The sequence below is a fragment of the Idiomarina sp. MD25a genome (assembly GCF_001870515.1).
GTDB lineage: Bacteria > Pseudomonadota > Gammaproteobacteria > Enterobacterales > Alteromonadaceae > Idiomarina.
Genome location: NZ_MDGT01000003.1, coordinates 1,205,280 through 1,226,920, shown reverse-complemented (window position 1 = coordinate 1,226,920; position 21,641 = coordinate 1,205,280). Strand labels below are relative to the sequence as shown.

Below are 21,641 nucleotides of genomic sequence, written 5' to 3'. Positions count from 1 at the left end.
TGCAAAATCGCTGTGTTAGACTATTTGGCAGATTGTAGCACGGGATAGACACAGAATGGGAAAGAACCAACGTCGCGATAAAATTGCACGACTGATAAGTTGGGGTCATTGGTTTACCTTCGCCAACATTATTTTGTGTCTCCTTATCGGCATTATCTATATTGATTCAACGCCGTCGCCGACCACGTTCATCAGTACCGTTTATCTCATTGTGAACTGGATCGGGCACTTCGCATTTCTGCCGTTCGTGTTCTTTATCATACTGATATTTCCGTTCTGCTTGCTTATTCCCTACTCCAAGGTGTTACGCAGCATTGCGGCGCTCATTAGCTCCCTTGGCATCGTCGCACTTATCTTTGATGCATTGTTTTTCCGCCACTACGGCTATCATCTAAACGCCTATTCACTTGCACAAATGGCGAAAGATGCCGAGGCCGCATTTACCGGCGCAAGTTTTGTCATCATTTTAATGATCATGTTGGGCTTTCTTATTCTGTTAGGCTTTGAACTGCTGCTCGCTAACTACACGTGGAAGCACCTTTCTGAACTCCAACATCGTCGCCTCGGCGCACCGGCCACCACGGTATTTGTATTGTGCTTTTTTGCTAGCCACAGTATTCACGTTTGGGCGGATGCTGAGCTCTATGACCCGATAACACAGCAAGATGATACATTCCCGCTCTCGTACCCGACGACAGCGAAAACGCTGATGTCGAAGCATGGCTTTATCGAAGTGGAAAATTATCAGGCGCAGCAACAAAAGCTGATGTCGGCAGAAAATATTCGCTTACGCTACCCGCATAATACGTTGCTGTGCTCAAAAACATCGCAAACCAAAGGCATTACACTGGTTGTATTTGATCGTTTGAATGCCGAACAGTCACAACGTGTCGGTGAAGCAGCCAACGACAACGGCCTGACTCAAGTGGATATTCAATTACTGGCACACCCCAGTCGTGAAGGCGGGTTGTTCCAACTGCTTTATGGTCTGCCCGACTTTTATCAAGAGACCATCGAGAATCAAAACATATCACCGGCTTACCTAAAACCATTAGCGGACTTTGGCATCGATGTGAGCTGGCATACATCGCCTAATTGGTCACAAGAACTCGGACTTACTCAGTTTAAAGCCGACTGGCATGCTGAGCCACTGAGTAGTTTTTATCCACGCAACGAGAACCAGGTCAACGTTGTGCTGCTGAGCCATGAAGATATCGATCGCCTACCCGCGATACTCGGAAGCTTAGGCCAACAACGTGTGCTGCTCTCGAGCCTCGCCCCCAGTAACACTGAGGGTCTTCTCGGACAGCAGCAGTTTAAACCTGAAAATATGCGTGTCACCTTGTGGGAAAAAGATTTCGCATTGCCACAACAAAGTATTGGCGGGTTAATGGATCTCATGCCAACCGCCCTATCTCGTGTCATGTCATGTGCTGGTGGTACTCAGAGCTTTAGCAATGGTGAAGACCTGATGAATGGCGGTGAGCGCTGGCCTCTAGTAGAAACCTACAGTCCGTATATCGTTATTTATGACCAAGCGTTGATTACCGTGCTCGATAACAACGGCCAGTATAATATCTATCGTCGCGATGACTTCAGCCGCCTCGACGGCGCCGAACCGACGGTTCCTGTGTTAATTGATGCACTCAAAGATCTCAAACGCTTCAGCGGCCGCGCTAGAGACTGATTAAAATAACAGCGAACAGACGCGCTAAGTGCATTTGTGCCTTGCACTTAGCTCATAAATCAGTAACATAGCTCTCCTCGGTCGGCGTGTAGCGCAGCCTGGTAGCGCACTGTCATGGGGTGTCAGGGGTCGGAGGTTCAAATCCTCTCACGCCGACCAATTCTTCTCTTTTCCCTGCTTAATTACTCTATCAATTCCACATCAGGTAATTCAGAGCGAAACCACGCTCGTACGTCATTCAGTTGTTGTATCGGAAAGCTGTAGTCAATTTGATACATTGGATTATAAGGAAACTGTAAAATGGCAAAGTCCTTATCTAAAGGCCCTACTGCAACCCGTTTCAATTTATCGATTGGGATTTGCTCCATACCCACACGTAAGTAATCACCGCGCACCTCGAGTAAATACAGCATGTTTTTGATCGTTTCTGGACGCTGAGCTTTAAGAAAAATGCTGTAAAGCGGCAACATGCTTAAACCGATAATTCCTCCTAAATAAGTCCAGTCGTTATGTAAATACATGATGCTAGCACCGAGCAATAAAGTACTAGCAGAGATAAAAAAGCGAATGACTCGCTCCTTTTTACTAAATGGAAATTTATATTGTTTCATGACTTATTGTTTTTATTCGCTTAATTAAGTTCGGCGTTAATGTACCTTTTTTACCGCAATAAGGCATCCGTCCCACCCCACTTTTTGATACAATGGCGGCAAAATTTTTGCTAATGGATGTTCAAATGTCTTCATGCTGCGGTGGCGGAGTGTCTAATACACAAGCGCAAATGGATAGCGCACAGAAACGCTTACTATGGACTGTATTGGTGCTCAATGGTGTGATGTTTTTCGTTGAGTTCATTGCCGGTTGGATAGCCGAGTCCAGCGGCTTAATTGCTGACTCATTGGACATGCTTGCCGATACGCTGGTTTATGCAGTGAGTTTGTATGCGGTGGGTAAGGCAATTAAATACAAAGCGAATGCGGCTATTTTTAATGGCATATTACAAACAGCTCTCGCGTTGTTGGTGCTCGGTGATGTTGCACAGCGGTTGATTTGGGGCAGCGAACCCAATTCCAACATGATGCTATGGATAGCCGGCTTAGCATTACTGGTGAATGTTATTTGTTTTGCCTTGCTGTACAGCTCACGTAATGGCGATATCAACATTCGCGCCAGTTGGATTTGCTCGCGTAACGATATGCTCATGAATGCCGGTGTCATTCTTTCTGCATGGATGGTAAGCGCCATTAATAAAGCGTGGCCAGACTTGTTGATAGCAACAATCATCGCGATCATTGTGCTACGTTCGGCGCTACGCATTATCAAAGACGCTCATGCCGTCAAAGCGGGCGAAAAAACCGATATTTCGACGTGTTGTGGTTAATAGCCTAAGTTGTTAGTACTTGGAGGCATCCTGCACTGCCTGTGGCAATAATGGCAGTGCATAGGTGCGATAAGCTCGGATGTTAAGCCATTTCGCCAAACCAAGATAACTAATAATAATCACCGCGCTTATCACTGAGTGGTGCCAGCTCGGTAGAATTAGAAGTGCCGCCACAACGGACAACAGGGCGCACTGACGCAGCAGAAAGCTGCCCCTGCGATACAGTTTGGCGCGAAACTTAGCCACGGTAATGGCGCGGTGTGCGGTGCGGGGATTTACACCGTCTAATTCGGGTTGCTTATACCAGCCTACGAAATCAATCATAACTCACTTAATATTGATTAATTTGTACACAGTATACCACAACTCACGCGCACAGCTCTATTCGTATGATTTATGACCGCTATTTCACAAGACCTTTAGGCTCGATTGCCGCGTTCGATTATCTAGTAATCAATACGATCAGGCACCAAGATCTGCAGTGCATGCTTTTCAACCTTGATATCTAACTCATCCGCTGAGTAAGGTTCTCCATCGACGACGTAGTCTAAGCGCTCACCATCACGGCGTGCTAGGTGAATACGCTTTATGCGTGTGTGATGGGTATTCATCCCCACTTGGTCTTCGGTAATGCTGGCGTACAAGAGCTCGATTAAGCTTTTTACCGGTGAACTCTCACCCTGCTCTGAATCGAGCCACGTTACATCCAGTTTGCCATCGTCGATCACGGGCTCACCATCGCCCTGTGCCAACAAGGTTGTCATCGGTGCCGCATTGGCAACAATCAAACTAGCTGTTTCCCACGTTTCGGTTTCACCCTCATCAATGGTTACTTGCAACTGCAGTTGTTTATCTTCACTCAGTGCGCGCCATAAACCTTGAATATACGCTAACTGACCTAGCTTATCTTTGGCGCTGCGATCTGCCTGCTCAATCATTTGCTGTTCGAAGCCCACGCCAGCGCACAAAAGCATCAATTGCTCATTGACCCAGCCACAGTCGATTTGCCTACAGCGACCCTCAATAATCGTTTCGCAGGCGACATCCACTGGGCTCAGTTTACTACTGAGTCCCCATAGCACCTGGCTCAAGGAATTTGCTGTGCCCATGGGTACGATCGCCATCTTACAATCATGGCCGATGAGCGCTTGTGCCACTTCAGTCAGTGTACCATCGCCGCCACAAGCAATGACCAACTCAGCGCCCTGCTCAAGCGCCTCACGTGCACATTCGGTACCGTTTTTATCTTCTTTCGTTTCAATCACTGTTAACTCGAAATACGGTGTGAGCGTATCCTTAAGCGGCTGTGCATATTCACTCCATTTACCGCCACCGGATACCGGATTAGCGACAATGTACGCACGCTTAATCATCAACTCTTGGTGTTCATCGATAAACTGTTGCAGTGCCTTCTTTTGTTGATGATTTAATCGCGCAACTTTACGCGCACCTTGGATTTTCTTCATCACGTCATCGATGTTTTTCGTATTACTGTGCGCCAGTAAATAGGCGGCCGCCATAAACACTGAACGTCCACGCCCCAAGGCGCAATGAATTAATACATTGTGGCCTTGCCGTTGTTGCTCGTGGATCCACTGCAAAGCTTGATGAATTTGTTCGTGAGACGGCGCCAAATGGTCAAGCACCGGAACGTTTAAGTAATTCACCTCGGCGCGTTCAGCCGACCAGTCAAGCGCATCAAATTCAGCCGTGACATCGAGTACCGCATTAATCGGCACGTCTTTGATCGCCTTCAGGTCGCCGCTGAATAAGCGTCTTCCTACATAGATTCCATCCGCGACCTTTTGAAACACTGGTAAATCATCTTGCCGACGTGCGATGGCGTTATAAACGCGTACACCAATCAGGAACGGGATCAATGACCAACGTATGTACCAAGGAATACGTCCGTTCGCTTTCTTACGAAACAATCGAGCGGTGTTCAACCAATAAGCAGAGGCGATTAGCGCTAAGGCGATACAGGTCCAACCGAAGGCAATTTTTAATGGCCAGGTGGGAAGTATATAGGTCAGCACTAGCGCGACGAGCGCGCCACATAAATAATAATAAGGTATCGCCTTTGAGCCCATAAGTATCCTATCTTGGTTGCCATTGTAGTTGCGCTATCATGCAGCGCGCGGAGCCTCCGCCCTGCTCTATCGTTGGCAGGTTGCATATTAGCATACGCGCTTTTTGCTCAATTTGATCCCTTTGTTGCCGGGTTAATGCCTTTGCCGCCGTTTGTGATAAAACCAATATCGGCCCTTCTCGTCCCACGAGCTCCAAGGCATTACCAGCAAAGGATTCTATTTGTGAGCCCGTGAGTTCAATCACACATCGATCACCATACGCTAAGCGCTGTGCCAAGTCATCACGATAAGCCGGTGCGACCAGTTCCGGCGCATACATGGCGATATGCTCACCCACATTCATGAGCACATTGGTGTGGTAAATGGGTATGCCCTCGCGGTCATGCGCGTCAATCACCACAGGATTACAATCGATGTGCTTACTTAGCTCTGCTAACACGACATCGCTCATTCGCTGCGAACGCACCGCGTAAACATCGTGACTCAGTGGATCAAACACCAGCGCGCCGGTTCCCTCAAGACTTAACCCTTGCGACTCAAAGCCGGTCAGATCAACGGTACGGGTGATCACGTAGTCCTGTCCTAAGCTTTGAATAATGTCGACACGTCGCTCTAACCGGCGGTTAGCGCAGTGCATGGGGTACAATACGAGTGTGCCATCCGCATGACTGGTAAACCAATTGTTGGGAAATACCGAGTCCGGTGTGTCGGTCGTGGTATCGTCAAAAACCTCAACACGAACCCCTTGCTGATTAAGCTGCGCTACCATGGCATCGAACTCTTCACGTGCATAGCGACTCACAGCGGCTTCGACACGCGCATCATCGAGCTGCTGAAAACGATTATCTGCCGCGGTCTGCTCATTACTGCGAAAATGATGTGGGCGCACCATGGCCACTCGACTGCATAATTGACTCACTACGTTAACTTCCTTTTCATCAAAAACAGCAAGCCGCTATTCTACTGGTGTTGGTTAAGCTTGCGCAATGCGAGTGACTCAGGCTTACACACGATGTCGGCTATATCTCCGTGTCAGTAAATTAAACTAAGCTACACTATGCAAAAAAGTAAATAAGGCTAAACACTGTGAATGAACTATCCATCGAGTGGCCAATCCATTTAACACATTTAGGTGGTACTTGGCAGGTGACAGGCTCGTGCCACTTATGGCATTTAAACGCTCAACAAACGGTGATGATCGACTGCGGCGCATTTCAGGGTAGCGCGCAAGAGGATGACTTAACGCCGTATGTCGATGTCGATAGTTTGGCGGCTGTGTTTATTACTCATGCACACCTCGATCATGTCGGCCGGTTACCGCAGTTGCTCGCGCTGGGTTATCGTGGCCCGATTTACTGTACGGCAGCCACACTTGCATTAATGCAATTGGTACTGGGCGACTCTCTGCAACTCGCAGGTATCCGCGACGAAAGCGCACTCGCGGCATTTAACACATTGCTCGCGCGGCATGTGGTTGTTTGTGAATATGGTCAAACGGTGGATGTTCTACCCTCACTTAGCATCACGTTCGAAGAGGCAGGACACATACTGGGTTCGTCTTATCTCTGTTTTGATATTAAGCCGTTGCATAAACGTGTTGTCTTTTCCGGCGACTTAGGCTGCCGTAACTCACCGCTAATCAACGATCCAACACCGCTTAAACGCGCTGATTTACTTGTTTTAGAGAGCACTTATGGGGATCGGTCGCATGGTGACCGCAGTCATCGAGCACAACAACTCGAGTCGATTATAAAACGTGCTGTTGTCGATGGCGGCGCCATTTTAATTCCTGCATTTAGCATTGGCCGCACGCAAGAGCTGCTCTATGAGTTTGAACAAATTTGGCACCAACACGCGTCTTCAAAGGACACCGATTTTCCCGAGATTGTCATCGATTCGCCAATGGCGAACAAAGTAACTGACATCTACCAGCACCATGAAGCCCTATGGGATGCAACCAGCCGGTCTCGCCAAGCTCATGGACGACATCCGTTAGACTTTAGCCACGCACACCCAGTGGATGAGCATAGCTTGCACCTCGCTTTGGTTAACCGTCTCAAATCGACGGCTGAGCCGGTCATTGTGATTGCAGGCTCAGGGATGTGTACCGGAGGACGCATTATTAACTATCTTGATGCGTTGATAGAAGATCCTCGCACGGATATATTGTTTGTTGGTTACCAAGCGAAAGGGACGCTGGGTGAGCAGATTCAACGAGCGGCTACGGGTGATGTAGTGACGATTAACCAGCAAAAAAGAAAAGTAAATGCTCAGGTATATTCGCTAACCGGTTACTCCGCCCATGCTGATCAGGACGAATTACTCGCTTTTATTGGCAATGCTGAATTTCCCGTCCAAGCCGTTCGCTTGGTACACGGTTCTGCGCCAGCACAACATACCTTGGCTGAAAAAATACGTCAGCAGTTTAGCATTCCGGTAACGATAACTGTTGCGACGGAGAAACCATAACGCGCCAATAACCGCCTCGTGGACTACCCACGCGTTCGAGCTTACCTTGTTGTTTGAGTCGGGCAAATTGCTTCTCTACAGCTCTCGAACTCAAACCCAACAGTTCGGCAATACGTTGCGCGCTAATCCCCCGTTCTTTATTGACTAAAAACAGTACTTTGCGGGCTGTCGGCCATTTTTCCGAACCTTTTACCGAACATACATCCGAAAACTTATCCGAACTTTTTTGCACTTCATCCACTGTTTGCTCACTGCAGATAGCCAGCTTTTGCGTGAGTTCATTCAAGCTCGTTCGGAGAACTCCAGTCAGCCACAGGATATACGCTTCGGCTCGCTCATTACGTTCGGTTTGTCGCGCTTCTGCCAGTTCGTCGATTGATGCTAGCCAACTTTGCTCAATATTGAGCCATTGAAAAAGTGGGTGCCAAGAACGCATCAATAGGGTGAGCCAAAATCGTGTGATACAACCATTCGCTTCGGCAAACGGTTGCCAACTTTCAAAGACATTAAAAAACAGTGCAGCGCGATACAGGGGATGACAATGATCGGCGTTGAGTTCGGTAAATAATTCGCTGAGTGTTCGTGCGATACCCGTGGCGGGTGGTGAAGCATAAATATTACGGCCGTGATGATAAATAGCGACTGAAGTACCGCGGTACTGACCTGCACGCATGCTCAAGTTCAACATCAACTGCCGATGTGCTTTTTTTAATGCTTGTTCGTTTAGCGGGTCCCAGTGCTCGATATGGTCATAAAGTGCCGAGAGATTAATACGATGAGCATTTAGGTTTTCACATTCAATACTGGCTGTCTGCTTTTCGTTAAGCCACGTTTGAGCCGTTACACTGTCGACCTCAACCGATTCAAATTGAGCGATAATCCCCCCTGCCTGTTCGGCAAGGTTTAAAAGCTCAGAACGGGTTGACCACTCAAGTTGAGGCCACATGTTTTATTCCTTTTATTATTTGCCTGGCGAGACCTCCACACTGTTCCGTCCAGACTCTTTGACTTGGTATAACGCGTTGTCAGCGCGTTTAACCAAACTGTTACGACTTTCAGCACGCGACAGTTGGGCTACGCCAAAGCTTGCCGTGACTTGACCAACTTTGTCAAATTGTAGATTCGCTAATCGCCGTCGTAATCGCTCAGCCAGTTGACCCGCACTTTCAAGATCAGTTTCTGGGGCTATGATTAAAAACTCTTCGCCGCCCCAACGGCCAAACACATCGCTACTGCGTAACCACTTGTCCAGCGCCTCACTGATAAGTTTAAGTACATGATCACCCACATCATGACCGTAGTCGTCATTAACACGTTTAAAGTGATCGATGTCTAATAGAATAACGGAAAGGTCTCTACCATGACGCTCACACCGTTTTACTTCTTCTTCTAAAGTTTGTTCCATATGATAACGGTTCCAAACTTGCGTGAGCGCATCGGTGTGCACCAGATGCTCCAGACGCTCATTCGCTTCCGTTAGTTCTTGATTCAACTTTTCAATTTGGAAAGCAGACGCTCCGATGGCGAGATCTTCTGCGAGCGTTTTAGCCGCTTCCACCTGAATCTCTGTCCATACAGGTGCATAGCCATCCACGTCTTGCTGCCATTGCTTGAACGAGTTTCGCGGCGAAAGTACTTGCCGCCCTTGGTACTCACGTACATCCCCTTTTTCTAGACTACCCGCCCAACGAAATACTTCGGTTTCTTGTTGGCGGAAAAATACCAACCAACCTTGGTTACGTTTATCAACGGGCATTGAAACCGCAAGCACACCGCAATAAGGAAGCTCAGGAATCGCTTGCCTCAGTTCAGATAAGCGACAGTCGCGTTCGGTAAACAGCCCAGTAACACCATGGTTCTCGTTCAGCCAGACCCTAACTTTTTGTAGCGTTGATACATCAATTTCGTCGCCGACCACGCGATGAGTTTGAGTCGTTATCAACGCCACCGCAGTGGCTTCAAACAGTTTCAACCAATAGTCACCCTCGTCTTCTAAAAGATGCTGCGGCGATTTGATTTCGCGTTTACGATCAAGAAGCGCTTTGCGACTTTCTTCAACGCGATCAAAGAAACGGTCGGCTTCAAATTGTTTATGGAGCATCAAACGCTGCTCGGCCAGTTTTACTAACGAATGAATGTTGAGTCGAGTCGAATACGACAATTGCTGCGCTGACACGCCATGACAGGAAACCAACCCCCAAAGCTGGCTCTGATCAAACACAGCGACCGACATTGAGCGCTGTAATCCCATATTTTTCATATACTCTGTATGAATGGGCGATTTGCCACGGAGTGTTCCTAGCGACAAGTCGAGCCGCGTTGGTGAGAGTGACTCAGCGTAACGGATCATCGCATCCTCGGTGTCTACATCAGCGATATAACGAATCGGATTAACCCGATACAGTTCACGCACTTGGCTTGGAATATCGCTCGCCGGAAAACTCAGCCCAATGTACTTTTCAATATCCTCACACGTGGTGTGCTCGCAGACCACTCGACCGTTCCAGTCACCATCAAATTTGTATACCAGAACGCGTTCATAGCCGCTTAGTTCGGCAATGGCATGACACAGCTTTTGCATCGTTTGCTCGACGCTTTTAGCGTTTGAAATATCGAGTAGTGCTCTATCAAAGTAACATGAACGCTTCAAATCCGACGTTGCACTATCAGGCTCAGTCTCAATCACCAACCAAGATTGACTAAAGTAAACTCGGGAAAAAAAGTCATGTTGACCGTCTGACCATGCCACAATCTCGTGCTCTGAACCATTCTTTAATCGTTGTCTTGCGTCGTTGAACTGACTGACGAAATCATCCGACATGCACTCATCCAAGCGCTTTGCCATTAAATCATCAACAGAACGACGCAATATTGCTTCACTGTTCTCGCTTACCGCAACAATGTGATCGCCTTTTATATCGATAGCGAGCAAGCAACCAATAGCCTGCACGCACTGTGGTGCATGCACGGGCTCTTTGGCACAGTTTTCCATGGCCTGTTGATATGAAACCGAGTTACTGTCGGGCACGAACACCACCTAGATAATTAATGAGCTACTCTTGAGCTGACACGTTGCGCGACTTGCTCCGCAACTTCTGTGAACGAGCGAAATGCGCTGAGAGCAGCGTTTGTCATTTCCTGCAGTTGTGCATCAGTAAGTGACAGACGCTCGAACGCACGAATGAATCGTTGCCAATTACCCTGCTGATAAAAACCAAAGTAATTTGTCGCTTTGTCATCAAGCTGCAAGACATGTTCCAGTCTCTGCTTAAGTATACGTCCACCCTGTGTGCTACCTTCGATGACATAGGCATATCCGAGCGCTTGGTAAACCGATAAAGCTTGCTCATGGTGTATCTGCGGCGGCGGTGTAAATCCCCCTAACGCATGAATATCACTGACAATATGGCTCGTGCGGGGCTGATAGTGATAATCCCCCGACCGCTCAACCTGCTTTGGTAACCAGGTTTGCAAACACACCTCATATTGATCTAACCAGTGATAGAGGCCATTGAGCGCATGCAAATAATCATCCACGCTCACATCAACGCGCATTAAAGGCTGCATTAGCCCCGTCCGCTCCGCCGCTCGGTGAGCGTTTTCGGTTGCTTGCTTCATATGTAACAGTGCAGAGTGTTTTTTCATGACTTATCTAACGGTTTTGCCGATATTATCGATCACCTTAAACCAAAATAAATTTAGAACAGTCGCTCAAGCCTGAACGTATCGCCTCAACCTGCTCTTCCGAGTGAAAACGACTCATTTTTTGACCCCATATGGGTGCAGGCCAAAACGGATCCGTAGGAAAACGAACAACATGATGGACGTGCAGCTGGCTAACGACATTCCCTATCGCAGCGATATTTAATTTACATTCCGGGTACTGTCGTAACAACCACTCGCTCAACGCTTGGCTTTCTTTCCACAGGTTAAACTGCTCACTCTCTGATAACTGGGTAATTTCGCTCACATCGTTTTGCTCGGGCACCAGTAAAAACCAAACACAGTCGGCTGCTTTCATTAGGCGCAGTTGTGATAATGGCCCTCGCGCCAGCAAAATCGAATCGTTAGCTAAACGAGTATCGAGTACAAAATCGGTCATGCCATGCGCTCCAAAAACAGCTCAAAGTCGCGCACGACGACATCAAGGCGGTTGATGAGTCGATGATCATCGTCAATTAGATGCAACTCCGCGGCAATGCGCTGACAAAACTTAACACTGTTTTGCCACTTAACAATATCGTCTTGCCAACCATGAACCACAGTGACAGGTCCGGTTGGGCGCACCGTATCAAAGTCGACTTTACCACCCATATAGAGCGCTGGAGCCATCAAAAAGCACCCTCTGACTTTGCGATGCTGACTATTCGCCAATGCAACGTATCCGCCCATACTCGAGCCAACTAAAATAACCTGCTCCCCCTCATCCTCATTTAGATATTGAGTCAAGCGGTCCGCACGTTCATCTGGGTCCAGTTGATCTTGGTAGTCAATGCTGTCTACCGCAAAGTTTCGACTTTTTGCAACCTTCGCGAGCGCCTCGATTTTATGCCCCCAAGGGCCACTTTCTTTGCCGTGATTGAAAACGATCTTTGTCATTTTCGCCCCTATAACTTACATTTAAAAATATATTGATTTTTTGTTAGAAAAAATCAACGATAGATATGACTCTAACATGTAGAGAACCAATTTATGATGGGTACTAAGCTAAAAGTGTCTTCAATTCTGTTTATGTTGTGTGCCTCGTCATGGGCGTTTGCCGACCAGCATGATGATATTATTTGGGGCGTTAATGTATCTCCCCCCTTCCATATTTGGCAAGGCGAATACGAGCACGAGGGCTTTTGCGATACATTAGTTGACACCTTTGAACGCGAATTACCGGCGCTTTCTCAAAGCACGCGCAAATTGCCCTCACGCCGCATCACCATGTTAATGCGAAAAAACCAACACTTGTGCTTTCCATGCTTAATTAAAGGCAGTGATTACAACAAAGACTTTATTTTCTCGGATGTAACACATGCGTACCCGCCGCACGGCGTGATCACGACCGCGTCAAATGCTCAACAGTTAATTAAAGCATTCGGTGAGCCGTTGTCATTTACTGCCTTGGCGCAAAGCAATTACCGTTTCGCACAACCCATTGAACGTCGTTATGGTGAATTACAGCCTATCGTTGAAGATTACTTAATACCGTCCGACCACTTCCAAGAGGTATCGGGTGAAGGTGCGCACATGAACTTAATGGCGATGATTGCCACGGGTCGAATTGATTACACGCTCGATTATAAGATGCTGATGACCTACTTCCAACGCACGGAAGGTCAAACAAACCCAGATTTTGAACCGCTCGTATTTATTCCGATCAAAGAAAACAGCGACTCAGTAATACTTGGTGCTGTCGGTTGCAGTAATAACCAGTGGGGACAGCATGCAATTAACAATATGAACCGCGTTATTGAACAAGTGAAAAGCGACTCAGATTTTCGCCAGTCTTTAGATCTTTGGCTCGGCGCTGATCGCCCACGACCCGAGTTCAATAATAGGCATTAACCTTTAGATATCCATACTATGCCACTGAATCAACCACCTCATCTTGTCGATTATAATGTGTATCAAAGTGATTGCTTTTTGCAGCGATGCGCTTACCACTTTGCAGCGGCTACTGAACAAGACGAACGGGTTAAATTAGGGGCACTACTCGGCAGTGCTCAACACATTGAACGTTGTTATGCAGCCAATCATTATCCACCCGAATTATTTACCCATGACCGTTATGGCGAGCGAATCAATCACATAGCTTACCACGGCAGTTATCATGAACTGATGCAGATTGCGGCGGAACAAAAGCTTCATAACGGTGTTTGGCGATTATCGGCTCCTTATTCTCACGTTGAACGAACGATTCGTTATTATTTGAATAGCCAACTTGAGGCGGGTCATGGATGTCCTATTACCATGACGTTTGCCGCCATTCCTGTACTTCAACAAAGTCCTTTATATCCGCAATTGCGTGAACAACTTTTGCAACCACTTTACGATCGACGCGACATTCCGTTTTATGAGAAGTCGGCTTTGACTGTGGGTATGGGGATGACGGAGAAACAAGGTGGCTCGGACGTGCGTAGTAATACCACTCAAGCGACACCACAGGGTGCAGCAGGTGAAGGTGAAGTCTACTTATTGAACGGCCACAAGTGGTTCTTATCGGCGCCCATGAGCGACTTGTTTTTGATGCTCGCACAAACTAAGCACGGGCTCGGCTGCTTTTCGGTGCCTCGTTGGCGTGAAGACGGGACCCGCAATGGAATACATATTCAGCAGCTCAAGCAAAAGATGGGCAATCAATCGAACGCTTCATGCGAAGTCGAATTAGTTGATGTTGAAGGGCGTTTGCTTGGAGCCGAAGGTAAAGGTGTACGCACCATTATTGATATGGTCGCAATGACACGGTTTGACTGCATGATAGGCTCGTCTGCCCTGCTACGGCAATCGCTTGTGCAAGCGCTGCATCATTGTCATTACCGAAGCGCATTTGGAGCACGACTCATTGAGCAACCATTAATGGTTAATCTCCTATGCGATATGGCTATCGAAAGTGATTGTGCGCTACTTTGGACGCTTACGGTTGCTCAGTGGCTCGATAGCAGCGACACCAACGCCAAGCGCTTAGCACGCTTGCTCGTTCCTGTCGGAAAATATTGGATATGTAAACGCGCGCCTCAGGTAACCTACGAGGCAATGGAAGTAATAGGCGGCATGGGGGTAATGGAAAATACACCTATGCCACGACTCTACCGAGAAGCGCCGATTAATGCGATTTGGGAGGGTTCTGGTAACATCCAATGTTTAGACGTGCTGCGTGCCTGCGAAAAAGATTCCGAACTGCTGACAACGTGGTTTGATTTTATTGCGCGTAGCCGTGGTCAATACAATCGCTATGACGCAGCTGTTGAACGTTTACAGCAAGAACTTGATAAGTACCCGCCATCGCCGTTTAATGCGCGTCGTCTAGTTGATGAAATTGCGCTGTTAACGCAGGCTGCACTCGCTATCCAGCATATGCAGCCGGAGCGCAGCCGCCTGGTCTGTGATAACCTGTTACATCGGTCAGGGCGTAATTTAGGTACCTTGGTCGGTAATTTTGATACGGCACACCAGTGGGTTAAGGATAGTTTCACCGTTGGTTAACACAGGTTCTCTCGATGCTGCCTATGAAGCAGCCCTGTATCGGCTTGATATCATGGGACGCCGATTTACGCTCTCGACATTGCACGCGCAAGCATATGCTGAGCGTGTATTAAACGCCGCGCATTGTCATTCATTGACAATCATTACGGTTGATAATCCAGGTAGTCAACGCTGTGATCGCGTTACATTCAATCAGCAACACTATCAACTGACGCAGCAATTGCGTCATCTTGGCATCCACTTTTTTCCGACTTCAGCACTCGCCCCTCAATGCGACTGGCCGGTAGAACATGGTGTTGCTATTAAAGACTTGCCACTCGCTTCGGCTTATCCGCTTAATCAACGCTATCAACAAAACGCTTTTGTACGTATTAATCGAGAGCAAGGCATCGCGCTGCATTGGACAAGTTCATAAAAAATATTCAATCCTAAATACGATCTTGTTCGTAGAAATTGTTAATAGAAATTTTACTCAAAACACGACACCAAATATTCCAATTTGGTATAGCGTATCTAACGAATGTCACAAGTGACTTCGAGTGAGTCGAACTATAATTTTGATATTCGCAATAGAAAGTGGCGTTCTGCTGGAGGCCTTATGAAATCATCAGACTGGAATACAATGAGTGTGGCACATCACACACGTATGCGAGGCCGTAAAATTTGGGCAGCAAGTATCTACAGTGGAGTAAGTATCGCACTCATCAGTGCCATTATTGTTGTCGCTGACTGGCTTAACACCCTATTCAGCGAATCACAAACATTCCTGAGTCAACATCCGAAACTGTACACTGTCAGTATTATCGTGATGTTGACCGCAGGAACAATGCTTGTTGTCGAACGAAGTCTAGCTAAAAAGCAACGTTACAGCGAATGGCGAGACGATTAAGCGTGTTCAAAACGCGCTCGCAAATAGTGGATAATATCGTCGGATTCGTACATCCACTGCGCTTTACCGCCCTCTTGAGTAATGCGTAAGCACGGCACTTTCACTCGACCACCCTGCTCACTGAGTTCGGCGCGGTGGTTTTCGTTATGCTGGGCATCGCGTAGCTCAATAGGTAAGTTTAACCGTGCCATTTCTTTTCGAACCTTGATACAGAATGGACAAGTTTTGAATTGATACAAACTTAACTGGTTACATTCTTGTTCAACACGCGCTTGCGCACCCCGGTCACGTTCAATACCTTTCGGCGTTGTTAATTTTTCCATTATCAACATAAAGGGTGTGAGGATTAAACGCACCAACCTGAAAAAATAACGAATTAAAATACGCACCGTACTGCCTCGCTTTTGGTAGCATCTCAATGGGTTGCACAGGGTAGCATAATTAGCTTATCGTCGATAGCGGCGCGAAACTAGCGCGACTGTTCAAGTGCCCGTCCCAGTGCCTGAAAGTAATCTAGCCAACACTCGGCGACTGCATTGGCTTCATCTTGCTTTGGGTAAAGCCCGAGCTCAGCGGTTTTACTTTTCAGGGTGCCAGCCACGAGAAAATGATTCTTCAACGACTGCTGCTGAACAATGCGTTCAAAACACCGTGCAGCGACCTCTTCAGGCATCGAAAAGTAATAGCTTCCTTGAGCTTTATCAAACGCAATGCAGCGCTTCATCAGTGAACTAGCTGCCTGACCATCCGCTGATAAAAATAATCGCTGAAATCCTAATACGAGTCGCTCATTTAAGGTGTGGGCGCGCACAGATTCATTGAGCAACCATGCTTTACTAGCAAACCGACCCGGTCGAGTGGATGAGCTGAATAGGTGTGATGCAATATAGTGGTCGAAGGCATGAAACCACTCGTGCGCTAAACTACCTCCCCCAGCATTTTTGGCCAAAGCCAAAAGGCGTCGTGAGGGAATATAATGTGCACTTGCACCGAGACGACCACCGATTCCATAGTTGATCGACAAACTTCCCCGTAGCGATATCACCGATTCATTAACGCCCAGTATCATCTGTAAGTCACACAGGGCATCGAAAAATAAATTGGCCGCGGCTTGCTGTTCTTGCGCAGTTACCCAACGTCCAATTCGCACGGAATTGAACCCAAACAATTTTACGATATCGGCAAAGCTGACATCCGCTCCGCCTCGATGGGCCGGACCATTTCTAAAATATTCGCGCATGCCAGTATTCTATCACGGCCATCACTGCTTGTACTGCGTGGGGCAATAACCTCGTCCATAATCGAACCCGCGAATTTTTCGGTGTTTAGTAGTCCTTCCCGACACTCTCGCTCGCCAGTTTTTAAATGCCGTTCGCTTCAGATGCTTACGCATTAACTTAATCACTTGAGATTCGTTAAGACCGTATATTTCTTCAATCGCTTCAAATGGCGTGCGGTCTTCCCACGCCATTTCAATGACGCGCGATATATCCGCTTCACTGAGTGCTATCTTCATCATACTACTCCGCTTGAGTCTAACACCCAGATACGTATCAGAGTGCCTCTTGGATGCCTGGCTGCCAGACGCTGCATTGTACTTGTGCGATATGCTCTGCCTGTAACAACAGCATTACCACGCGTGACTGTCCGATGCCGCCACCGATGGTGAAAGGCAGGTCGCCAGCAACCAACCGCTGGTGCCACGGCAATGCTAATCGATGTGTTTGCTCGGTCAGTTCAAGCTGACGTTTAAGTGCTTTAGCATCCACCCGAATGCCCATTGAGCTCAGTTCTATCGCCTGTTTTAATTTGGGACTCCAAACTAAGAGGTCACCATTTAGCCCAGTACCGTAATGTTCGCACTGGGTGCTCCAGTCGTCATAATCCGGTGCGCGTTCATCGTGTTTATTGCCATCGCCCAGGGTCGCGCCGATGCCATGAATAAATACCGCACCATACTTCTCTGCGATTTTATCCTCTCGTTGTTTTGCGGTTAACTCCGGATACTCAGCACGGAGTGTTTCACTGCTAATAAAGACAATGTGCTTCGGCAGTATCGACAACCCGCCGTAAATCGCGCGGAATCGTGTTTCAGTCGCTCTCAGTGCGGTATAAATCTTTTCGACTTGCTGTTTTAAGAACTCAACACTGCGCTGCTTTTCGGCGATGACTTTCTCCCAATCCCACTGATCAACGAATACCGAGTGGGTTGCATCTAACTTTTCTTCATCAGGACGCAATGCTGTCATATTTACCACAATCCCTTGCCCAACCGGTGCAGCGTAGTCAGCAAGTACTTGGCGCTTCCACTTCGCTAATGAGTGGACGACCTGATATTGCTTCTCAGGCAACGCAGACACCTTCACCGATACAGGTCGCTCAGTACCAGAAAGATCATCCTGCAACCCGGTCCCCTGTTCGGTCAGCAAAGGCCCCTCGCATTTCACTAACTCCATTTGCTGACAGAGATGCGAGAGAAACTCGCGCTTGATGAATTCAATTTGTTGTTGCTTTTTAAAATAGCCTTCCCACATAACGTGCTCCTAAACAGATAACTGATTTATGCCTGTTAAGTAAGAAAAGCATGCTTTAGGCAAGCTATTCAACAGTGTTTAACTATTTATTGAAACTTTAAAAATGATATCTTATATTTTCATTATTAATTTAAAAATATTTTAAATAATTACCTTATATTTCATGAAAAACTATAAATTAGACAATCTCGATAAATTTATCTTAGAAACGCTGTTAAATGATGCGCGTGTTTCCTACGCAACCATGGCCGCTCAGCAAAAGGTCAGTACCGCGACAGTCCATGTCCGGGTTGAAAAAATGCGTAAGTTAGGATTAATTACGGGCACGCGTCTTATCGTCGATACGAAGAAGCTTGGTTACGACGTCTGCTGTTTTATCGGTATCACGTTAACCACTGCCGGCGACTATCCCATAGCGATTGACAAGCTTACTCACGTTGAAGCGATAACCGAAGCACACTACACCACGGGGCATTACAATATCTTCGCTAAATTAATGACGCGATCGATTGAGGATTTGCAAGACATCTTAATCAACCGTATTCAAGTAATTAAAGAGGTACAAGCGACAGACACTTGGATATCGTTGCAGCAGCCCATCGCTCGACAGGTAAAACCCTAGTGGTATGTCGTTAGTAGCATTTGATTTGCCGTTAAACGAAACTCATCCAACGCGCTATGGTTTTCTGCTAGTCTGTTACTAACAATAACAACTAGGAGTATAACAAATGCTGAAAAAAGCACTGACGACTTGCTTGGCGGGTGTCGCATTACTCAGCTCTGCTGTGAGTGTGGCGCAAACCGACCCAGTTAAGTTGGATTACTACCTTCCTCAAGATGTGCAATACAACCCATCGGTTCCGACCCCTGAAGAGGCACTAGGCTATCAAGTGGGTGAATGGCATGTGCGCCATGATCAAATCGTACAATATATGTATCAGTTGGCAGAGTCATCTGATCGCATCACTATTGAAGAAACTGGACGTACTCATGAACAGCGTCCCTTGTTGCTGTTAACCATCACATCGCCCGACAATCAAAAAAACATCGATGCGGTGCGGGAAAAGCATTTAGCGGCCGCCGATCCTAATCGTGAGGCGGACGACGATACGCCGTTAGTTCTCTATATGGGCTACAGCATTCACGGTGATGAGTCCAGTGGCTCAAATGCTGCTCTGCTGTTTGCTTATTATTTAGCTGCGGCTCAAAACCCAGCGCTCGATAAGGCATTACAAGACACTGTCGTACTGCTGGATCCATCGCTCAACCCCGACGGGCTGGCGCGTTTTGCGCAATGGGCAAACCAACATCGCAGCAAAAATCTCGTTGCCGATCCGCAGTCTCGTGAACACGTCCAGCCATTTGTCCGTGGTCGTGTAAACCACTATTGGTTCGATCTCAATCGCGACTGGTTATTGCTACAACATCCAGAGTCACGGGCACGTATCGCCAACTTCCAGAAATGGAAACCCAACGTTCTGACTGACTTTCACGAAATGGGTACGAACAGCACATTTTTCTTTCAACCAGGTATCCCTTCGCGCAAGAATCCGTTAACACCGGATGAGAACGTGCGTCTTACTGAGATTTTGGCGGCTGCCCATGCCGACTCGTTAGATAATCTTGGTAACCTTTACTACACCGAGGAATCCTTCGATGACTTCTACTACGGTAAAGGTTCGACCTATCCGGATATTCAGGGTGCCGTCGGTGTGTTATTCGAACAAGCATCGAGTCGCGGTCACCTGCAAGATTCAGTCAATGGTGAAGTCAGCTTCCCGTTTACCATTCGTAATCAGTTCATCACATCGCTGAGCACGCTCTATGGCGCTCATGCGAACAAAAAACGTTTTATCGATTTCCAAGAACGTGTTTATGACGACGCGATGGAAGCGGGTGATGACGCTAATTTTGATGGCTACTTAATCGGAGCAAGCGATGTAAACCGTCTTAGCGGACTCGTTGAATTGCTTAAACAACATGGTATCGACGGTTATCGTGTAGAACGTGATGTTGAAACTAACAACAAGCAGTTTAAAGCAGGCTTGAGTTACTTCATCCCTGCCGAGCAAGCGCAATACGGTCTGATTCAAGCCATCTTCAGCACTCGAAAAGACTTCCCAGACAATACGTTTTATGACGTATCTGGCTGGACCCTACCCATGGCATTTAACGTGCAGTTCAGCACCTATCGTGGACGTATTAATCTGGATGATACTGCGTGGAACGCCCCACAGCGTAATGCTGTATCCATTAATGCCAACGCCTATGCGCTTGCATTTGATTGGCATGACTATAAAGCACCTGCGATGCTGCAAGCATTGTTAGAACAAGATGTTCACGCCCGTCAAAGCTTTAAGCCTTTGCATTTACCAACAACGAATGGTCAAACGGCTAACTTATCGGCCGGCTCGGTGGTCGTCACTCGCGCTTACCAAAATCAAAATTGGTCAAATGTAGTCGCGGCGGTTAAAAATATCGCTGAGCAACAAAATGTTACCGTTTACTCGGTAAAAACCGGTCTCACGCCGAAAGGTATTGATTTAGGTAGTCGCAATATTCAACCGGTAAAAGAACCGAGCGTAATGATGCTAACGGGCGATGGTGTGAACCTTTATGAAGCGGGTGAAGCATGGTATTACCTCGATCGCCACGTCGGTCTTCCATTATCGATGGTCGATACCGACCGTATCAGTCGCGTTGACTTGAACCGCTACAGCCACATCATTTTGGTGGATGGTAGCTACTACACCCTTTCTGAAGGCGAAATAGCGCGATTAACTGACTGGGTGCGTCAAGGCGGTGTATTAATTGGCCAACAAGGTGGCGCTGAATGGATGAGTCGCAATGGCTTACTCTATACTCAGTTTGTTGAAGACAAGGCGTTTAGTGATGCGTTTTCAACCGCAGGCCTTACTTATAAAGACCGCGATAGTTACTATGCACAACGCCGTATCGCAGGCGCTATTTTCCAGATGGACATTGATCCGCAAAACCCATTAATGTTTGGCTTCCCTAATCGCAGCATGCCCGTGTTTAAGGACGAGTTGAATGCAATGGAGTCTCCACAAAGTCCGTTTGTCAGTGTCGCTCATTACAGTGACCAGCCGCTACTGAGTGGTTATGCGGACAAGCGTAACCAAGCGGTGTTAGCCGGTAAAACGAATATTGCCGCCCACCGCTTCGGTGAAGGCCGTGTCATAGGCTTTGCCGACAACGTTAATTTCCGTGCGTTTTTCTGGGGCACGGCCAAGCTACTGAGTAACGCGATTTATCTAGCTCCGGCTATTGAGACCTATGCTGATCCAGTGAAGGACAAAGCGGCCGCCGATGAGGCAGCTGCCGCTCACTAATTACTTAGGTTTTAAAGCGCCAACTATAAGCCGTCATATGAAAAATA

Annotated in this window: 22 protein-coding genes and 1 tRNA gene; 10 read left to right on the top strand and 13 right to left on the bottom strand. The window is 47.4% G+C overall.

Annotated elements, in window-relative coordinates:
- Nucleotides 1-55 precede the first annotated feature (55 nt).
- Nucleotides 56-1,687 (top strand): DUF3413 domain-containing protein, encoded by a 1,632-nt coding sequence (locus tag BFR57_RS09865; protein ID WP_071463773.1) that lies wholly within the window; start codon nt 56-58, stop codon nt 1,685-1,687.
- Between the two features lie 82 nt (nt 1,688-1,769).
- Nucleotides 1,770-1,846: transfer RNA gene (locus BFR57_RS09860), tRNA-Pro, on the top strand.
- A gap of 23 nt (nt 1,847-1,869) precedes the next feature.
- On the opposite strand, the gene BFR57_RS09855 is transcribed toward BFR57_RS09860, so the two are convergent.
- On the bottom strand, nt 1,870-2,298 hold the full coding sequence (locus BFR57_RS09855; RefSeq protein WP_071463772.1) for a DUF2892 domain-containing protein: 429 nt from the start codon (nt 2,296-2,298) through the stop codon (nt 1,870-1,872).
- Nucleotides 2,299-2,423: 125 nt separating this feature from the next.
- Here BFR57_RS09855 and BFR57_RS09850 point away from each other — a divergent pair, with 125 nt between their 5' ends.
- Nucleotides 2,424-3,068, top strand: a complete 645-nt coding sequence (locus tag BFR57_RS09850) for a cation transporter (RefSeq protein WP_071463917.1) — start codon at nt 2,424-2,426, stop codon at nt 3,066-3,068.
- Nucleotides 3,069-3,080: 12 nt separating this feature from the next.
- On the opposite strand, the gene BFR57_RS09845 is transcribed toward BFR57_RS09850, so the two are convergent.
- From BFR57_RS09845 to ctlX, 3 genes are all read right to left on the bottom strand, one after another.
- On the bottom strand, nt 3,081-3,392 hold the full coding sequence (locus BFR57_RS09845; RefSeq protein ID WP_071463771.1) for a hypothetical protein: 312 nt from the start codon (nt 3,390-3,392) through the stop codon (nt 3,081-3,083).
- 122 nt (nt 3,393-3,514) lie between these two features.
- On the bottom strand, nt 3,515-5,158 hold the full coding sequence (locus BFR57_RS09840) for a diacylglycerol kinase family protein (protein WP_071463770.1): 1,644 nt from the start codon (nt 5,156-5,158) through the stop codon (nt 3,515-3,517).
- A 7-nt stretch (nt 5,159-5,165) separates the two neighbouring features.
- Entirely contained in the window at nt 5,166-6,077 is a 912-nt protein-coding gene (ctlX, locus tag BFR57_RS09835; protein WP_071463769.1) for a citrulline utilization hydrolase CtlX, read from the bottom strand.
- Nucleotides 6,078-6,244: 167 nt separating this feature from the next.
- On the opposite strand from ctlX, the gene BFR57_RS09830 reads away from it, so the two are divergent.
- Nucleotides 6,245-7,627 carry an MBL fold metallo-hydrolase gene (locus BFR57_RS09830; protein ID WP_253183624.1) on the top strand — a complete coding sequence of 461 codons (1,383 nt, stop codon included), beginning with the start codon at nt 6,245-6,247 and terminating at the stop codon, nt 7,625-7,627.
- Here BFR57_RS09830 and BFR57_RS09825 read toward each other — a convergent pair.
- From BFR57_RS09825 to BFR57_RS09805, 5 genes are read right to left on the bottom strand one after another with little or no spacing between them, the layout of a single operon-like run.
- Nucleotides 7,584-8,573, bottom strand: a complete 990-nt coding sequence (locus tag BFR57_RS09825; protein WP_071463768.1) for a Fic family protein — start codon at nt 8,571-8,573, stop codon at nt 7,584-7,586. The two genes, BFR57_RS09830 and BFR57_RS09825, sit on opposite strands and share 44 nt — an antisense overlap.
- A gap of 15 nt (nt 8,574-8,588) precedes the next feature.
- A complete protein-coding gene (locus BFR57_RS09820; protein WP_071463767.1) occupies nt 8,589-10,655 on the bottom strand; it encodes a sensor domain-containing diguanylate cyclase in 2,067 nt (688 codons plus the stop codon).
- Nucleotides 10,656-10,672: 17 nt separating this feature from the next.
- Nucleotides 10,673-11,272, bottom strand: a complete 600-nt coding sequence (locus BFR57_RS09815) for a biliverdin-producing heme oxygenase (RefSeq protein WP_071463766.1) — start codon at nt 11,270-11,272, stop codon at nt 10,673-10,675.
- Between the two features lie 37 nt (nt 11,273-11,309).
- A complete protein-coding gene (locus BFR57_RS09810; protein WP_071463765.1) occupies nt 11,310-11,729 on the bottom strand; it encodes an HIT domain-containing protein in 420 nt (139 codons plus the stop codon).
- Complete coding sequence (locus BFR57_RS09805; protein ID WP_071463764.1) at nt 11,726-12,226, bottom strand: alpha/beta hydrolase; 501 nt, start codon at nt 12,224-12,226, stop codon at nt 11,726-11,728. Before BFR57_RS09805 ends, BFR57_RS09810 begins: the two co-directional genes overlap by 4 nt.
- A 93-nt stretch (nt 12,227-12,319) precedes the next feature.
- Between BFR57_RS09805 and BFR57_RS09800 the strand changes: the two genes are divergently transcribed.
- The 4 genes from BFR57_RS09800 to BFR57_RS09785 all read left to right on the top strand — a co-directional run bounded on the left by BFR57_RS09800 (nt 12,320) and on the right by BFR57_RS09785 (nt 15,707).
- Nucleotides 12,320-13,180: a hypothetical protein gene (locus BFR57_RS09800; protein ID WP_071463763.1), complete on the top strand. Its 861-nt coding sequence runs from the start codon at nt 12,320-12,322 to the stop codon at nt 13,178-13,180.
- 18 nt (nt 13,181-13,198) lie between these two features.
- On the top strand, nt 13,199-14,818 hold the full coding sequence (locus tag BFR57_RS09795; protein ID WP_071463762.1) for an acyl-CoA dehydrogenase family protein: 1,620 nt from the start codon (nt 13,199-13,201) through the stop codon (nt 14,816-14,818).
- Nucleotides 14,811-15,233, top strand: coding sequence for a DUF3293 domain-containing protein (locus tag BFR57_RS09790; protein ID WP_071463761.1), 423 nt, complete (start codon nt 14,811-14,813; stop codon nt 15,231-15,233). The genes BFR57_RS09795 and BFR57_RS09790 overlap by 8 nt, the downstream gene beginning before the upstream one ends.
- 183 nt (nt 15,234-15,416) lie before the next feature.
- Nucleotides 15,417-15,707, top strand: coding sequence for a hypothetical protein (locus tag BFR57_RS09785; protein WP_071463760.1), 291 nt, complete (start codon nt 15,417-15,419; stop codon nt 15,705-15,707).
- Here the strand turns inward: BFR57_RS09785 and BFR57_RS09780 are convergent.
- The 4 genes from BFR57_RS09780 to asnA form a co-directional block, all read right to left on the bottom strand.
- Nucleotides 15,704-16,039, bottom strand: a complete 336-nt coding sequence (locus BFR57_RS09780; RefSeq protein WP_253183639.1) for a glutathione S-transferase N-terminal domain-containing protein — start codon at nt 16,037-16,039, stop codon at nt 15,704-15,706. The two genes, BFR57_RS09785 and BFR57_RS09780, sit on opposite strands and share 4 nt — an antisense overlap.
- A 137-nt stretch (nt 16,040-16,176) precedes the next feature.
- Entirely contained in the window at nt 16,177-16,947 is a 771-nt protein-coding gene (locus BFR57_RS09775) for a CLCA_X family protein (RefSeq protein WP_071463758.1), read from the bottom strand.
- 21 nt (nt 16,948-16,968) lie between these two features.
- Nucleotides 16,969-17,223: a TIGR03643 family protein gene (locus tag BFR57_RS09770; protein WP_216096924.1), complete on the bottom strand. Its 255-nt coding sequence runs from the start codon at nt 17,221-17,223 to the stop codon at nt 16,969-16,971.
- Nucleotides 17,224-17,260: 37 nt separating this feature from the next.
- Nucleotides 17,261-18,241 (bottom strand): aspartate--ammonia ligase, encoded by a 981-nt coding sequence (gene asnA, locus BFR57_RS09765; protein ID WP_071463757.1) that lies wholly within the window; start codon nt 18,239-18,241, stop codon nt 17,261-17,263.
- A gap of 163 nt (nt 18,242-18,404) precedes the next feature.
- On the opposite strand from asnA, the gene BFR57_RS09760 reads away from it, so the two are divergent.
- The gene (locus BFR57_RS09760) at nt 18,405-18,863 is read left to right on the top strand and encodes an Lrp/AsnC ligand binding domain-containing protein (protein WP_071463756.1); all 459 of its coding nucleotides are present in this window, start codon (nt 18,405-18,407) and stop codon (nt 18,861-18,863) included.
- A gap of 106 nt (nt 18,864-18,969) precedes the next feature.
- Nucleotides 18,970-21,594: a M14 family zinc carboxypeptidase gene (locus BFR57_RS09755; RefSeq protein ID WP_071463755.1), complete on the top strand. Its 2,625-nt coding sequence runs from the start codon at nt 18,970-18,972 to the stop codon at nt 21,592-21,594.
- Nucleotides 21,595-21,641: the final 47 nt, after the last annotated feature.

What these genes read in the sequence shown, in the direction of transcription:
- BFR57_RS09865 (WP_071463773.1), top strand. Translation starts at nt 56, where the DNA reads ATGGGAAAGAACCAACGTCGCGATAAAATTGCACGACTGATAAGTTGG.
- BFR57_RS09855 (WP_071463772.1), bottom strand. Translation starts at nt 2,298, where the DNA reads ATGAAACAATATAAATTTCCATTTAGTAAAAAGGAGCGAGTCATTCGC.
- BFR57_RS09850 (WP_071463917.1), top strand. Translation starts at nt 2,424, where the DNA reads ATGTCTTCATGCTGCGGTGGCGGAGTGTCTAATACACAAGCGCAAATG.
- BFR57_RS09845 (WP_071463771.1), bottom strand. Translation starts at nt 3,392, where the DNA reads ATGATTGATTTCGTAGGCTGGTATAAGCAACCCGAATTAGACGGTGTA.
- BFR57_RS09840 (WP_071463770.1), bottom strand. Translation starts at nt 5,158, where the DNA reads ATGGGCTCAAAGGCGATACCTTATTATTATTTATGTGGCGCGCTCGTC.
- BFR57_RS09825 (WP_071463768.1), bottom strand. Translation starts at nt 8,573, where the DNA reads ATGTGGCCTCAACTTGAGTGGTCAACCCGTTCTGAGCTTTTAAACCTT.
- BFR57_RS09815 (WP_071463766.1), bottom strand. Translation starts at nt 11,272, where the DNA reads ATGAAAAAACACTCTGCACTGTTACATATGAAGCAAGCAACCGAAAAC.
- BFR57_RS09810 (WP_071463765.1), bottom strand. Translation starts at nt 11,729, where the DNA reads ATGACCGATTTTGTACTCGATACTCGTTTAGCTAACGATTCGATTTTG.
- BFR57_RS09805 (WP_071463764.1), bottom strand. Translation starts at nt 12,226, where the DNA reads ATGACAAAGATCGTTTTCAATCACGGCAAAGAAAGTGGCCCTTGGGGG.
- BFR57_RS09800 (WP_071463763.1), top strand. Translation starts at nt 12,320, where the DNA reads ATGATGGGTACTAAGCTAAAAGTGTCTTCAATTCTGTTTATGTTGTGT.
- BFR57_RS09795 (WP_071463762.1), top strand. Translation starts at nt 13,199, where the DNA reads ATGCCACTGAATCAACCACCTCATCTTGTCGATTATAATGTGTATCAA.
- BFR57_RS09785 (WP_071463760.1), top strand. Translation starts at nt 15,417, where the DNA reads ATGAAATCATCAGACTGGAATACAATGAGTGTGGCACATCACACACGT.
- BFR57_RS09780 (WP_253183639.1), bottom strand. Translation starts at nt 16,039, where the DNA reads ATGTTGATAATGGAAAAATTAACAACGCCGAAAGGTATTGAACGTGAC.
- BFR57_RS09775 (WP_071463758.1), bottom strand. Translation starts at nt 16,947, where the DNA reads ATGCGCGAATATTTTAGAAATGGTCCGGCCCATCGAGGCGGAGCGGAT.
- BFR57_RS09770 (WP_216096924.1), bottom strand. Translation starts at nt 17,223, where the DNA reads ATGAAGATAGCACTCAGTGAAGCGGATATATCGCGCGTCATTGAAATG.
- asnA (WP_071463757.1), bottom strand. Translation starts at nt 18,241, where the DNA reads ATGTGGGAAGGCTATTTTAAAAAGCAACAACAAATTGAATTCATCAAG.
- BFR57_RS09760 (WP_071463756.1), top strand. Translation starts at nt 18,405, where the DNA reads ATGAAAAACTATAAATTAGACAATCTCGATAAATTTATCTTAGAAACG.
- BFR57_RS09755 (WP_071463755.1), top strand. Translation starts at nt 18,970, where the DNA reads ATGCTGAAAAAAGCACTGACGACTTGCTTGGCGGGTGTCGCATTACTC.